Annotated in this window: 8 protein-coding genes; 3 read left to right on the top strand and 5 right to left on the bottom strand. The window is 59.0% G+C overall.

The features are described 5' to 3' along the window. Positions 1-31: 31 nt before the first annotated feature. The 4 genes from B841_RS02020 to B841_RS14085 all read right to left on the bottom strand — a co-directional run bounded on the left by B841_RS02020 (position 32) and on the right by B841_RS14085 (position 9,555). The gene (locus tag B841_RS02020) at positions 32-2,884 is read right to left on the bottom strand and encodes a DNA methyltransferase (RefSeq protein WP_020933815.1); all 2,853 of its coding nucleotides are present in this window, start codon (positions 2,882-2,884) and stop codon (positions 32-34) included. Continuing rightward, positions 2,884-6,195 carry a helicase-related protein gene (locus tag B841_RS02015; protein WP_211215543.1) on the bottom strand — a complete coding sequence of 1,104 codons (3,312 nt, stop codon included), beginning with the start codon at positions 6,193-6,195 and terminating at the stop codon, positions 2,884-2,886. The genes B841_RS02020 and B841_RS02015 overlap by 1 nt, the downstream gene beginning before the upstream one ends. Positions 6,196-6,331: 136 nt before the next feature. Continuing rightward, positions 6,332-7,396 carry a 5-methylcytosine restriction system specificity protein McrC gene (locus B841_RS13525; RefSeq protein ID WP_084481947.1) on the bottom strand — a complete coding sequence of 355 codons (1,065 nt, stop codon included), beginning with the start codon at positions 7,394-7,396 and terminating at the stop codon, positions 6,332-6,334. Then, positions 7,393-9,555, bottom strand: coding sequence for an AAA family ATPase (locus tag B841_RS14085; RefSeq protein ID WP_245561055.1), 2,163 nt, complete (start codon positions 9,553-9,555; stop codon positions 7,393-7,395). The genes B841_RS13525 and B841_RS14085 overlap by 4 nt, the downstream gene beginning before the upstream one ends. 81 nt (positions 9,556-9,636) lie before the next feature. On the opposite strand from B841_RS14085, the gene B841_RS13795 reads away from it, so the two are divergent. Beyond that, positions 9,637-10,710, top strand: a complete 1,074-nt coding sequence (locus B841_RS13795; protein WP_156844663.1) for a PDDEXK family nuclease — start codon at positions 9,637-9,639, stop codon at positions 10,708-10,710. Positions 10,711-10,736: 26 nt separating this feature from the next. Here the strand turns inward: B841_RS13795 and B841_RS02000 are convergent, their stop codons facing one another. Further along, positions 10,737-11,843, bottom strand: a complete 1,107-nt coding sequence (locus B841_RS02000) for a hypothetical protein (RefSeq protein ID WP_020933811.1) — start codon at positions 11,841-11,843, stop codon at positions 10,737-10,739. Positions 11,844-12,118: 275 nt separating this feature from the next. Between B841_RS02000 and B841_RS01995 the strand changes: the two genes are divergently transcribed. Beyond that, positions 12,119-13,333 carry an acetyl-CoA C-acyltransferase gene (locus B841_RS01995; protein WP_020933810.1) on the top strand — a complete coding sequence of 405 codons (1,215 nt, stop codon included), beginning with the start codon at positions 12,119-12,121 and terminating at the stop codon, positions 13,331-13,333. A gap of 322 nt (positions 13,334-13,655) precedes the next feature. Continuing rightward, complete coding sequence (locus tag B841_RS01990; protein ID WP_020933809.1) at positions 13,656-15,527, top strand: MFS transporter; 1,872 nt, start codon at positions 13,656-13,658, stop codon at positions 15,525-15,527. The last annotated feature ends 139 nt before the right edge of the window (positions 15,528-15,666 follow it).

Genomic DNA, 15,666 nt, shown 5'->3' with positions numbered 1-15,666 from the left:
ACCCTGCCGGGACCCGGCACGCAGTGCATCTTTATCCGTCGCTGCCGGAGGTCATCCTGAAATAGTTGGCGAACAGCAGCTCCTGGCGCTGGCGCTCAGTGGTGAGCTTGCGGGCGGCGCCGAAGGCCTTGTCGACCTCACGGTCGAGAACATCGTGGGCCTTGACCAACGCCGGGTCCATGGCAAGCGGGTTGTAGTGCTCGGCCAAGGAGCGTTTGGGGTGCAGGTCGCGGGCGGCTTCGATCTTTTTTCCTGCGGCAATGATGGCCCGGCGGGCTTCCTCATTCAGTTCGGGGACGGGGAAGGTGTACCACGTCAGCGTCGACCCGAAACGGAGTCGGGACTCCAAGCGCCCCCCGATGGTCTTCTGCCATGTGATGAACATGGACGAGGAAATTAAACCGAACTGGAGACCTGTCTCATCTGGCACTTGAAAGGCGAGATTGCTCGTGATCACATCTGCAGGCAAGCGAGCGGCCGTGAAATAACGCCGTGTTTCGCTGACGACACTTGGAATGCACAAATAATCTGTTTCCATCTTGGCCCTTTGGCGAAACAGGTGAGGGAACTGAGCAAATTCGCGAGTGGATTCTGCCTTAGAAGCAAACCGGAATTCCCGTACCCCCTCGATCCTCTTTTTAAGCAAGGGAGAGCGGTTAATGTCGGCTGGTTCCATGTCCTCCAACCACAAACACCATCGGTCAAGGTTATGTAGCAGTTCCCGGGCTCCAACGTACTGGTGAACGTATTTGGCGGCGACGGGGTCGGCCATGAAGTCGTCGTATTCGTCGGGTTCGATGATGAGATGGCCGCCGTCGGTGGGCTTTGATCCGTACATGGTTTTGCTGACCATCGAGGAAATGGGCTTTGAAGCCTTTGTCACCAGGACGTTGGGACCGTCGACAAGGTAAGCGTTAATGGCCCTGTCCACAGAGACAGGCACTGGTTCTCCCTTGAGATCGGGGTAATCCCAGAGGCGGGGGCGGGGTTCGGATTGGCGGTCGAAGCCGACGATGACGCAGTGCACGGCGGCCTTGCCGGGGGCTTCGGAGTCCCAGGAGAAGGTGCGGTGGGCAAACCGGATACGCCAGCCAGCCTCAAAAATGGGGCCAAACAGGCGGGCAGTTTGGTCTCCTTGGACGATGGAGTTGGTGGTGACGTAAGCGAAGGCACCCTGCCGGCCGCTGGCGAACAGACGAAGCGTTAGGGCGTGCCAGCCGGTGACGTAATCCATGCGCGAGATCTGCTTATCTTCACCCCAGGCATATCGCAGGTCGGCCAGCTGCTCCTTCTCACGGCCATCACCTAAAAATGGAGGGTTACCGAAAATATAAGTGACGTTTCCGTTGTCTGGGATGACATCTTCCCAGTCGACACGAAGAGCATTAGCGTGCACGATCTGAGGGGTGTCTTCAATAGGAAGACGAACCACGTTTTCCCCCCAGGCTTGGTTCGCTAAATGATCGACCAGCAGCATACTGGTGGCAGCGACTTTCGCAGGCCACGCGTTGATTTCGATGCCATAGAACTGGCGCATGCTCAACTTAGATTTACGCAAGACCTGCTCATCAAACTGCAGTGAGGCGCCGGCTTGGATGTCATCGCGGCGCGCAATCAGTGCCTTCTTATTCTTGCTCATGCGCTGATGTTCCATCCCAGCCAGCTGTGCCTGGATCTCCTCGAGCTCCAATTCCTCGGCCCGCTGGATGAGTTCATACTCCAGGCCGCGGAGATGTTTATAGGCCTGGATGAGGAAGTTTCCTGACCCGCAGGCCGGGTCCATGAACTGTAGGCCTGCCAGTTCGTCCTGGAGGGCCAGAAGTTTCTTGCGGTCATCATAGGCGTCTTGGAAACGCTGGCGGTACTCATCAAGGAAGAGCGGCTCGATGACCTTCTGGATGTTGTCTTCAGAGGTGTAGTGCTCGCCGTGCTTGCGTAACTCGGCGGGGTCGACGAGTTGTTGGAACATCGCACCGAAGATATCCGGGTTGATCTTGCCCCAGTCGAATTCCCCGGCGGTGAGCACCTGTTGGCGGAAATCCTCCGATAGCGGGGGAAGTGCGATGTGTTCCTGGTACATCCCGTCAATGCGTCGGAAGTGCTGGTACTCAGTGCCGGCGTATTTTCCTCCGGCTTTACCCATCCCGCCAGCAGTTTGGGCTTTGTCGAGCTCCTCGTCGCATAAGACCTCAAATAGCTCAGTCAGCTTGGCATGGAGATTATCCGCGGTGGTGTGGTTGAGCACCCATTTCTGAAAAGTATCCTCCGGCCACATCTGAGTGTCATCGCCGAAGAAGAGAAATAACAGCCTGACCAAAAGCGACGAAGCAGTGTCTGTGGAACATCCGGCATCCAGCAGGATCTGGTTCATCCGCTCCATGTGGCGTGATGCCTCGGTGGAACGCTTCACGGCCTCGTCGTTGAACGCCTGCGCCATCCGGTCCTGGATTTCGGCAATGCCGATACGCTCATCGATAGGTAGCTCGATCTTCGCCAGTCGGCGGGCAAGGTCTTCACGTTGCTCCAGATTGCCTACGGTGTAGGCGTGATGCAGCAGTTTGGCGTTCGTCGCTGCAGTCGCACCTCGCCTGGGCCAGCGCCAGGACTGACGAGTCCCGTCGGTGAAAATCAACAGGCGGACTTGGGAGTGCTTGGATACCGCTGTATCCACGGCTCGCTGCGAAGACGCATCCGGCAATGTGTCAGCGGTACACACCCAGACGCGCAGACCAGATTGATCTGCCACCGGTTGGACGGTGAACGTTCCGGTATCCGTCTCGACGTCGAGGGGATGCACACTGCTGGGGGGTAAATCCCAGCCGAGTTCTTGAAACAGGTCCACAAACTCGCCGTTGTCGACATAGTTCATCACATCAGTAGTCATTAGTTCACTCCCATGGACGCCACAATATGGATAGATTCGGTCGACCGGTCGGTCGAGGTGACAAGCTGGCCCGAGGCGTGTAGATCCGCAATGAGGTCAATGAGATCGTCCTCGGAGACATGACGCCTACGGGCACGCCGCAAACGCTGGGTGGCCAAAGTAGTCAGCGGATGGTTATACAGAGCATCCAGTGCCTCGTTGTGCTCCGGATTGGAATAGCGGTTACCGCCCAATCGGTTCCAGATTGTTTTACGTTCTCCCCTCAACCGCCCCGAGGTATTGAAATTCATGGTCAGCGGGCCGGTAACAAGGTGGTGGACGAGTTCATCGTGATCGGAACGCAAGGCCAACGCGGGAGTCTGCGGGGTGGCTTCAAACTTCGCCAGTGCCTCATGCCCGGTCAACAAACGGTGCGCACCCTCCGGGGTGGACCACGCGTAGCCTTCCAGACCTGAGTTGCTCGCGGTAAAACACAACACGCCGGGAGATTCCGTAAGTCGCTGCGGCCGGGTCGCATCAATAAGGTCAGGGAGTTTTTTAATCCGTTTGGCCAATTCCGGGTCATCCTTGGTGGCTTTATTCCAGATCTCATAGGCCAACGAGCCGGCGTCGACGTCCTCGGAGGTATCGATATCAGACAGCTGGCCTTCATAAAGCTCGGTAATAATCTTGGTTTCTTCCTCCGTACCGAAAAACTGCTCATCGGACCCGAAAGTCTGAGCATTAGTCACCAACCGCTCATGGATGCGTCGACGCAGGTCAAGCACGTCTTCCACGGCTCCGTGGGCGATGGAGTAGATGTAGACGGTGTCGGACTGCTGGCCGATACGATCCACACGGCCGGCCCGCTGGATGAGCTTGATAATCGCCCACGGCAAATCGAAGTTGATGATGACGTGGCTGTCCTGGAGGTTTTGTCCCTCACTGAGCACATCCGTGGCCACCAGCACGCGGATCTCGTCCTGCGGCTGAGCACTAGGGGTGCTGTCGTCATCGTTGAGACGGACGTTAGATTTCGGGGAAAATCTACGTGCCAAGGACGTCGGGTCCTTCGTGTCGCCGGTGGCCGCCTCCACCTGGGAGATCCCGAGGTAGGCTAGCCCGTTGGCCAGGTATTTCGCGGTGTCTTTGTACTCGGTGAAAATCAACACCTTGTCGTTGCTATGAGTGGTGGTCAGCACCTGAGCTAAGGCCTGGAGTTTGGAATCTTTCTCATAGGACCACTCGCCGTACCAGGACAACAATTGGGTCATCGCCGCGGAGTCTTCTTTCAGCGCCTCGAGAAGCTCAGCGGTAAAAAGCTTCGGGTTCACCCAGCGCAGACCCCGCGGATCGTACTGCTGCAAGGCCTCATAGTCGTCGGCGGCGTCGAATAGCTGGCCCTCGGTGCCGTCTTCGGAGTCCTGCGGCAAGGCGTCGAGATCTGTTTCATCGTCGCTCAAGGCCGCGGGATCGAGTGTGCCGGCCGGAAGTGGCACACCGTGGGTCAAGGCATAGATAAACAAGTCGTTGCGGCGCAGATGCCGCACCAGTGATAAGCGAAACGAGTGGCCACAGGAGGACAGGCGTTTATAGAAGTTGGTGCGCACGAAACCGGCGACCTGGCCGCGGGAGCGTTCGAAATCCTCCAGCACTTGTTTATCCTCCGGGCTGGCCTTGTGCTTGGCATCTGGGTGGACATAGGACGCCAAGTCATACCGGGGAAGACGCAAACTCGCGAGGGTTTCTAGGGTGCGCTCGCTGGTCATCTTGGCGGCCGGGTCGTCCTCGCCGAAGGAGTGATCAATGGGGATGGCCTTGCGCTTGGGGAAGGTAAAACGCTGTCCTGGGGTGCCGTCCTCGTTGTTGTACTGCAGGTAGCGGTTGCCGTGTTCGTCGGTGTGGGCGTAGGTGTTGACCACAAACGAGCGGGTGCGCCGGATGAGGTGCTCGCCCATCAGGCGTTTCCAGTCTTCCGGCTCCTCGGATTTTTTAAACGCCGCCAGCGTAGTGGGTGCAAACTCGAGGTTGTCGCGCAGACGAGGATTGCGATCGAAGGCATAGACCGGAGCGATCCCGAGGTCTTCGTCCTCGTTGAGGAAAAGAGCAAGCTGGTTGGCCACATCCGTATAACGCAGGTTGTACGGCGTCGCAGTCAGTAGCAAGACATGAGAGTCATTGTCGTGGAGGTATTCGTGCACCGCATTGTAGGTGCGGGTGTCGTTGTTGCGCAGGGTGTGGGATTCATCGATGATGACGAACCGGTAGCGCGGCAAATCGGGCAGGGTCTGATGCACCATGGAGTAAGAGACGACTCGGCCGGCGAGGTCGTATTTCTTTAAGTGCTCTTCCCACATCTCGACCAGGTTTTTCGGGCAAATCACCAACGGCTGGAAGCCGTACTCATCCCGCAGCATCAACGCCACCGCGATCGCGGTCAAGGTTTTGCCTAAGCCGACGACATCACCGAGCATGGTGCCACCGCGGTGCATGATGCGCTTGGCCAGGGTTTTCACAGCGGTGGCCTGGTAGTCGAGCAGGGTGTTTTTGATCAACGGGTTGAGATCAAACTGAGCGATACCGGCCCGAATGTCCTGGGACATGATGTAGCAGACCTTGAGGTAGACCTCGTACGGGCTGCGCGGAATCGGGGTAGCCCAGGAATCCTCGATGATCTCCAACAGCTGCTCGTCAATGCGCAGGGTCCACCGGTCGTCCCAGAGGTCGGTAAACCACTGCTCGAGTTTGGCAGTGCTATCAGCATCCGAGACATCCACATTGAGCTCCAGATTGGAGGTCAGGCCTGCTCGGGTGAAGTTGGAGGAGCCGACAAACGCATGCCGCGGGGTGCTCGGGTCATCGCGGTGAAGGATATAAGTTTTGCCGTGGAGCGGCTGGCGGGTATAGACCCGCAGTTCGACATGCCCGTCTTTGATCAGGGAACGCAGCGAGTGCAGTGTCCTACGCTGGGCGGCGGTGGGAATACCGCGGGAAAGTTGTTTGGCTAAATGGGCGACAAGGTCATCGCGGATACGTGTTGCCCGGGTCCGGGCACCTTCTCCCCCATCATCTTGACTCAGGGGTTGTGCGATCTGACGCATCAAAGTGTCGTGATCACCGGGAAGGACCATGCCGATTAACACCCGAGCTACTGCGCGGTCACCGTCGTGTCTCTCGGCGGCTTTAGCAGTGACCAGCTCGTCGAGTTCGGCCCACCCGCGGAGATCGAAATACCCGGTGGCGACATCAATAGAGTTAAAGCTATGTAGAAACTCATTGAGGCCGGCCCCCAGCTTGGTCTCATCGGAGAGGTTGTCATAGATCCGCGGCACGATTGTCCTTTCTGTGGAACCTTGGTCCCAGAATAGTTCCTCCCCGGAAAATTAGTACAACAAGCGCTCAGTTCCCTGTGACAGAGGAGGTGAGCACCTGTGTATGGGTCTTTCTCTCAAGGGCTTGGTTCTAGCGTCACCTATGTGGGCCGTCTGGAACGTCCACCGCAGCCCTTAACTGCGCGACGATCGCTGAATATTTTCCGGCGAGATCGACGGTAGCGACGCCGAAGGCATGCATACCGATAAAGGTCCATTCCCTGACATCATCGTCGACCACGGGATGCAAGAGAAGTCCGGCAGTAGCTGGACCAAACTCTGAGTTACCTTCTTGACTCCGCACATACGCATACATCTGGTACAGATATTCGCTTTTGAGTCTCTCCTGAGTGTACTGATTCGCACGGATCACTCGGGTGAACTTGGTATCCACGATGATGGGCGGTCTACTCGGGGGGCGAAGAATGATATCCGTTTGCATCTTTGGCAAAATCGCACTCATCCTCGGTGTGGATTCCGCTTCATTCCAGCTCAGCCATTTTCCGGTTTGGACGGTCCACCCACGCGGCTGGAAAAATTTGGTATAAAACCCACCCACCGCCTTCTCAAATAACGTACGGAGATACCCATCCTCATCCTTCGGCGCAACCACTGGGTCAGCGCCAGCACCGGGCTCTGGAATGGATAAATCGAGCATCAATTCAGCGGCGGTGATCATACGCCGATCGTGTGACAGCTGCCGCTGGTTTTTCAATTCCCTTCGTTCTTGGCGGGTGGGTTCCTGCTCGCTTACTCCAGCGCGCGCCAGTTCATCAGCCAACCTTGCACATCGTGGATCAGTGGATGGGAATCTGCTTGCTCGCCGAAGTGCTGCCAAGACCAATCGATTGCTTAGAATGTCATGATCGATCTGGTCGAAGTGACAATAAATCTTTCCTCTATCCAAAAGCTGGAATCTAGCCGTGGCGAGGAGATCAATCTTTCCGCGGACGCGGTTCACCGTTCGAGAGGTTCGGTTGAATCCGGTGGTTAATCCAGTGTTGAGCCGCGAAGACACCTCGTCTGCCAAGATCATTGACACAAATACCGGAATATCGTCCGGAACATGCTCAGATCCACTATCAACATAACTGCGGCGCGGCTGAAAATCCGAAGCAAATAATTGCAGCAACCAGAGATTACGAACTGGGATAGTGATCACAGAACTTCTTTCAGCTTAGTAATCTCATCCTCGGCTCGCTGAGGCTGATCGAACCAGTATTCGTCCACGAGCGGACGGATCTCCGTTTCAATCACGTTGCGCAACCATGCTTTTGTATACCCCGTTGGATTGTCACCGCCACGGCTCGATGGCACGAAATAACTGTGTCCGATTCGAAACTGTCGACCGAGATTTGGATCATTCTCAATTTCCTCGTTGAGTGCTGTGACCGCAGTGCGAATGCGCTCCATCATGTCACGGTCGTACTCTTTACCGGTTACGAAATCGAGCCAGGCGTCATTGAGCTGCGGCTCCAACTCGATGAAAGCGAACCGTCGCCTCAGAGCCATATCGACAAAGGCCAGCGACCTATCGGCGACATTCATAGTGCCGATGACAAATACATTGGGAGGGATGAAAAATCGCTCGTCGGGGGACTGAGTGTAGGCCAGCCGCATAGCGGAATGTACATTTCGTTTGGTCTTTTCCAGCAGCGTCAGGAGCTCCCCAAATATCTGGGATGGGTTCCCACGGTTGATCTCCTCGATTACCATCACGTAGTTGTTTTCAGGATCCTGACGTGCCTTTTCACAGAACTGGAGAAATGGACCGTCAAGCAGCTCCAGCCGGCCATCTTTGCCGGGACGCATGCCACGAACGAAGTCCTCGTAAGACATCGACGGGTGGAACTGCATGACAGTGACGTATTCGTCGGATCGCTCACCCGCCAGCACCCACCCGAGTCGTTTCGCTAGCCAGGTTTTACCGGTCCCTGGCGGCCCCTGCAAGATCAGGTTCTTTTTGTTCTTGAGGATCTCCACGTAGCGATCTAATTCAGTTTGATCGATAAATGAACCGGCCTCAATGATCGACTCGGTGGTGTAAGAATCATGATCCAAGATCGGATCTTCGCCGTCTTCTTGCCCTGAAGGCCGAGCTGCGCTCGCCGAAAACAACCACGCTTCCCGCGACAGCTCATAAGGCGTCGTGGGTGATTCTTCGCGACCGGAAAATTCGGCGGTGACTCGTTCCGTGTTGGCAATGAACTCCTCTCCGGTGATTTTGGACTTCAAAACCAAATCATCTGCTAGATCTGGCATTCCTTTTTGGAGATAACCCACATTCAGGCTGTCATAGGCTAGAAAGACACGCGGACGGATCCAATATAGCCCCATGGTGAGCATGCGGGTCTGGCCGAATGGAGCCCGATCAAAAGCATCGGCCAGCTGTACAGAAGTTTCCAAGTTTTGATCGGCGGCATAAGCAACAGCTGTCTCAACCAGATCCCACATATCTTCCACTTCATTCCCTGAGCGTTTATAGGTGTAGGGAATGAACCATGACATTAAGTTATTAACGATCGGGATCCCTTGGAAATCTCGCGGGGCATCAGCCTCTAGTTCGAACTCCTCTTTGTAACCGCCGGCGATGTCTAAGCGAGCTTGCTCTGAGATACCACGATTGAACGGGGCAATCGCAGTCAATGGGTCGATGTCAGTAATCGGAACCCGGTTTCCCTTTTCGTTGCTTTCGAAAGCGAGATATTTGAATCGATTGACGTTTCCTGTTCGCTTCCCGACAGCAAGCACCTTGCGGATTAGCTCAGCACGGTCATCGCGGTACGTGAGAATCTTATCGATTAACTCTTCGTAAAACGGGACCCATGTGAATCGGACATTTCCCAGAGTCGCACTCGGCTGCGATAAAAGATGGTCGATCTCATCGTTGGGAATAGTGAGCTCAAAAAGTGTCTGTGCGCTACTGAGTTGATCCTGTGAGGGAAGGGAGAGCTCATCACGGGTCACACTCGGAATAAGCCATTCCACGGGGCGAAAATGCGGGTACCCCTGGGATGTCTCTCGGTACTCGTATGGGCCAGATATACGCCCAATCCGTAGTGTTCTGTCTCGTGGCCGCGGGCTAACCACGATGTCCCCGACCTTCATCTCCCATGTGAAACGGAAGAGTACCCCTGTATGCGAGCGAAGTGCCCCCTCAGATGCGTCCGGTTGATGTTTGCGGACTTCTTCTTCGATGGCCTGTCGGGTGCGGGGTAGATCTCGAAGATCTCGGGCAACATCAAAATCGATGCGCACTCCCCCGTCATCCACAGGTTCGATGGACTTATTACCGTTGTGAATTCCCCAATAGGTGACCATGGGGCCATGGTAAAAGAAATCAGAGGGTGCCCCAGTTCGGCGTAACCCCCTGGGAGAGCCGTAATTCCCTATCCTGGGCATATGAGCAAGCTACTCCGCGTGAACCAAGCAGACTCCCAACCATTTTCTGAGACCACAATGACCAAAGCAGATCTGACTGAAACTGACCACCTCGAAGCCTGGATTGTCTCTAACCCTCAGGTCCTTGACCCTGGACTCAAGGTGATAACGACCCAGTTCGGCCGCTGGGCCTCTGCAGAAGCCGCAGCAAAAGAACGAATCGATATACTCTGCCTCTCGCAAGGGGGTGAGCTTGTAGTCATCGAGCTGAAACGAGACAGCGATAAGTCAGTCCACCTTCAAGCGCTCACTTACGCGGCGCTCTCCTCGGGTTTTACCTATGACCTTCTCGCGGATGCCCACGTCGATTGGATCAACTCCCGAAACCCGGGTACCGAGCCCATCACTAAAGAAGATGCACTGAGGTCTTTTAAAGAACACATCGACGTGATAGACGAAGATTTCTCGGTCCACGACACATTTCCCACTCCCCGTATCATCCTCGTGGCAGCGTCATTCCCTTCCCAAGTAATGACAACGGTCCAGTGGCTAAGCACCGAGGCACCGAATATTTCAATCGAATGTCACGAATTCGATCTCTACCAGTCAACCCTGCAGGATGAGGATGACACCTCAAATTACATCGTTTCGTTCAACCGCCTGTTTCCTGTTCAAGATTTAGACCGCACCCGTCTCCTCCCGCAGGCGCGGTCTTCCCTGAACAGCGAAACGCCTGCGTCCACCAATCGGAAATCACGTGCAGTTTTTCGGTTGCGCGACGCCAATGCGATTCCTAATGGGGACCCCATCACTTATGACCCCTCCGCGATTATCGACCTAGAAGACCACTCAACTCTTGATGAATGGAGAGAAGCCAACCCTGAATTCCACCACATCACCTGGGACACGGAGTCAGAGCGATCTTCACCTTTGACCGTTGAAGGAGCAGAGCAGCGGAACTGGACACCCCAAGGATTGAGCGATCACATGTTGGATCAAGCTGGCATCAATCATCCTAAGAAATATGCAGCCCCGCGCCTGTTCTTCTATCAGGGAGAAGGCTTAGGAGACCTCGCCGATAGGGTGGGAAGCTAACTCCCACCCAAGGATGCCGGTGCAGCCTACTGCTGCGTAAACGCAGAACAGTTCGGCTCCCCGGCCGGCAGCGATGTGTCCGACGGGAACCAGCAGCTGCTCGGATTAAACGACAGGGTCAGACTTTGTCCGTCCAGCTCGAACCCGGAGCCATCAGAGCTGTAGGGAGTCTGCTGCCCGAGGCGAACCATGGATGCCTGCCGCTCCTCCGGCGCCCCGGCGTTGCCGGAAGACTGTGCACTGAAAGTCGTGGAGGCATCGAACACGAAGACGGCGTAACGGTACGAGGAATCTTCCCCGTTCGGCGTTCGATCCAACCCCTGCAGATTCGCGAGTTCCGGCGCGGTCAGCACACGGACGGTGCCGGATGCAGTGTTGCCTCCAGCGGGAGCGGGCGCTGCTTCGCCCGGGGCGTTGCCACCGGCCGCGGCGCCGCCGGTGGTGGGTTCCATGGCTTCCAGCGGCCCACGGTCGTTGATGGGGTGAAACTCAATCCTCACCAGATCCGCCGAGGGCGTCTGCATGTCATAGGTCCACGTCTCACCGGTGGAGACCAGGTTGTTTTCCCGCAGTTCAAAAGCCTCGACCTCAACTTCGGGTGCGATGGAGCGCCACTGTTCCTGATAGATCCGGTCGCCCGCCGGGGAGGTGCTCAGCGCGGTGCGGGAGCCGCCGGCGGAGGCGGCGCCGTCGATAAGCACGTCCTCCGGTGAGGTCAGCTCTCCGTCGGCGTCGGCGCTGAACACGCGCACCGGGTTCAGGTTGTGCTGGGTGACCGCCTCGAGCAGCAGTTCGGGGACGCCGTCGCCGGTGATGTCCGCCAGGGCGTAGAGGTACTCGCCGGTGAAGTCCCGCTCCCCCGGCGCGGAGAACGAGTACTGCCCCGGGTCGTTCAGGATGCCCGCGTACGCCTCTTTGGCCGCATCGGTGTGAGAGAGCCCGGTCTCGGTGGCCGGCTCCGAAGCGTCGCCATTGCCTTCCTGCTGGTCCGGGTCTTCGGCGCTGCCGCGGGTGATGGTTTCGGTGACATACGAGGTCACGGCCGTGTCCGCACCGGAGTCGGCGCACCCGACGAGGGTAACGGCGGTGGCCACGGACGTGGCGAGGACAAGCAGCGGGCGAAGCGGGCGCATAGGGCGGTCAGGCTTTCTGTGATTCTCAGCGACTATGTCTTGAACACTATCCCAAGAATTCGGGCGCCACGCAGGGTTTATGGGTTCTTCCAGGAGTTGAACCGGCGTCGCAGGGATTCGTGTCATTCAGCTGTAGGCGACCACCGCAGTGAGAGCCCGTGCAGGCTCCTCGGCTGCTTAGTAAAAGCCTTGACAGGTTCTTTCTGACGTGAATCAATGGCCGGGCGATATAACCTGCCTCACCCTCAGTGCCCCACCACCCGAAAGAGTTCCACATGTCCGACTACCTCGACGATGACGTCGTCCTCGTCTCCTATGCGCGCACTCCCATCGGACGCGCGTTCAAGGGAACCCTCGCCTCCGCCCGGCCAGAGGATCTGCTCGTCACCGCGCTGCAGGAGGCGTTGCACCGCAGCGACGGTGTCACCACCTCGGACGTGGAGGACCTGCTGGTCGGCTGCGCTTTCCCGCATGGCCCGCAGGGATCGAACATCGCCCGACGCGCCGCGGTCATGCTCGGCGACGACGCGTTGCCCGGCGCCACGGTCAACCGGTTCTGCGCGTCTAGCGTGCAGACCACGCGGATGGCTTTTCATGCGATCCGCGCCGGCGAGGGGGATGCGTATCTCATCGGCGGGGTGGAGCACCTGTCCAGCCTGACCAAAGATGGTGCCACACCTCACCGGGATTTCCTCGCCCCGGCAGAGCGCGTGCAGGCCCAGTTGGCGGGTGACGGGTGGATCGATCCGCGGGAGGACGGGGAGCTGCCGGACTATCACATTGCGATGGGACACACCGCGGAGTTCGTGGCGCGTGCCACCGGCACTGATCGTGCAGCGCAGGATGCGTGGGCGGCGCGGTCGCAGCAGCGGGCGGCGGCCGCGCAGGAGGCGGGTTTCTTCGCCGAGGAGATCGCCCCGGTGACGCTGACTGAGGGCACGGTGGTGGACACCGATGATTCCCCGCGTCCGTCGACCACGGCGGAGGGGTTGGCGGGGTTGAAGCCCGCGTTCATCCCGGAGGGCGCCGTCACCGCCGGCAACGCGTGCCCGCTCAACGACGGCGCCTCTGCCCTGGTGGTGACCTCTGGGGCGTTCGCGAAGCGCCGGGGTCTGTCCCCGTTGGCGCGCATCCGGTCGACGGCCGTGACGGGGCTGTCGCCGGAGATCATGGGGCTGGGTCCCGTCGAATCCTCCCGGCGCGCCCTGGATCGGGCCGGTATCGCGGTGGCCGATCTGGATGCGGTGGAGTTGAACGAAGCGTTCGCTGCGCAGGTGGTGCCGACCGTCGACAAGCTGGGGCTGGATCCAGCGGTGGTCAATCCCAACGGTGGCGCGATCGCTCTGGGGCATCCTTTCGGTTCGACGGGCGCCCGGTTGATCGGCACGTTGGCGCATCAGCTGCAGCACGGCGACGGACAGTTGGGGCTGGCCACCTTGTGCGTGGGCGGTGGCCAGGGCATGGCGCTGGTGCTGGAACGGGTGAGCTGACGGGACTCACGGGGGACAGGTCACTGTGGGACAGAGCGAATGAGGAAGGCTCAGATCACCTTAAATTCATCTCATTTCCGCACTTCAGCGGGATCATTGCCCATAGGCAGAGTCATAGCATCTTTCGCGCTTCGGAGCTTCGAACTGTTATACTATTGCGCGGCCATTTAGCCCTTATGGCTCATCGATGTCACGACACGCGAGGTTTTCCCACACTTCTGATACGGCACGGTCGATCAGCCCTTCCCCTTGCCGAATATCAGGAGAACCCATGTCTTCATCTCAACCATCTACTATGCATGCCCCAGGGCGTGCGGGGTGGATGATCGCAGTGGCTGCCGCCGCTGCCTTCCTCGCCACCTTCAACGAGACTTTCCTCAACGTCGCCTTCAACCCGATCATGAGCGACTTCGACGTCGACGTGAACACCGTCCAGTGGTTGACCACCGGCTACCTGCTGGTCGCGGCCGTGTTCGTGCCGGTCTCGAATGTCTTGTACCACCGCTTCCCCACTCGGCCGTTGTTCGTCGCCGTGGTCGCGCTCATGGTGGCAGGTTCCGTGGTCGGCGCCCTCGCCCCGTCCTTCTGGGTGCTCCTGATCGCCCGCCTGGTCCAAGCCATCGGCACCGGCCTGCTCACCCCCATCGGCATGAACGTCACCCTGGCCGTCTCCCCGCGAGAGAAGCTGGGGCTGAACATGGGCATCATGGCCGCGATGACCACGCTCGGCCCGTCGCTGGCGATTGTCCTGTCCGGTGCTCTGCTGACCATCGCCCCGTGGACCACCCTGATGTGGGTCTTCGGCGGCCTCGCTTTGCTGGTGCTGTTGGCCGGTGCCGTCTTCCTGCGCAACGTCGCGGAACTCGGCCGCCCGGTCCTCGACGTCCCGTCGTTCCTGCTCGTGGCCGTGGGCCTGGTCGGCGTGCTCTACGGTGTCTCCGCGGCGTTCGGCGGCTCCCTGCTCTGGGCCGGCGTCTCGCTGGTCGTCGGACTGATCGCACTGTGGCTGTTCGTCGGCCGCCAGCGCCGCATCGAGCACCCGCTGATCGACCTGCGCCCGTTCGCCAGCACCCCGTTCGTCCTCGGCGTGCTGATGACCATGCTGGGCCTGGCATTCGTCTTCGCGATGAACGTCACCATCCCGCTGTTCCTGCAGTCGGCGCATGACATGTCGCCGCTGGGCGCCTCTCTCACGCTCGCGCCGGGCATTCTGCTCACCGTCGTGATGGGCCCGATCGCCGGCCGGCTCTTCGACCGCCACGGCGGCCGCTGGTCCATCCCGCTCGGGTTCCTCGTCATGGCCATCTTCGTCACCCTGGTGGGCGTGGCCGCCGGGCACTCCTCCGTCCTGCTCTTCGGCGTGCTCTACATCCCGGCCGTCCTGGCCACGGCGTTCGTCATCGGCCCGTCGCAGACCTTCGCGCTGTCGAGCCTGGACCGCGAGACCAGCCCGCACGGCGTGACCGTGGTGTCCACGAGCTTCCAGGTCGCCGGCAGCATCGGCACCTCCCTGGCCGCCGGCATCTACGGCATCCTGATCACTACGAACATGGAAGCCGGACGCAGCGAATTCGATTCCCTCGTCTCCGGTTTCCGCGGCGCCGTCGCCCTGGTCGTGGTCACCTCGGTCATCGGCGTTGTGCTGGCGATCGCCGCGTACCGTTCGAAGCGCTCGCAGACTGCCGAGGAGACCGTCGAGACCACGGACACCACCGTCGAAGCCATCATGAAGAACGACGTCTACGCCCTGTCCTCGGATCAGACCGTGCTCAGCGCGCTGCAGACTTTCGCCGAGCGCGGCATCTCCGGCGCACCGATCCTGCATCCGGACGGCTCGCTGGCGGGCTTCCTCTCCGACGGCGACGTCATGCGCTACCTGTCTGCCACGCACCCGTCCTCGGTGTCGATCTACTCCTACGCCATCGGCGCCGACGATGACCTGGAACAGGCCATGACCGATCTAGGTGGCCTGAACGTGATGAAGCTGGCCACCCATGACGTGCTGACCGTCGACGCCGGCTCCTCGATCCCTGATACCGTCGCCGCGCTGTCGGACGCGAACATCAAGAAGGTGCCGGTGATCAGCGGTGAAAACGGCCATGTCGTGGGCGTGGTGAGCCGCTCGGCGATCAACCGCCTGGCCATAGCCAGCTACCTGCGCTCGCGTGGCGACACCGCGCTGGTGGCGGGCTGATCGGGGCGCAATAGGGATCCACTGTGCCGGTCTAAGAGGCGAGGGCCCCCTACGGCCGCTGCGCAACAGAGCGTAGCGCACCTGATGCCGAACCCGCCCCACACGTCCCCTTGCCGTGGCTACGCTCGGGAGCAGATCC

This window comes from Corynebacterium maris DSM 45190, assembly GCF_000442645.1.
Lineage (GTDB): Bacteria > Actinomycetota > Actinomycetes > Mycobacteriales > Mycobacteriaceae > Corynebacterium > Corynebacterium maris.
The sequence above is the reverse complement of the archived record's forward strand: the minus strand, read 5'-3'. Positions and strand labels throughout refer to the sequence as shown.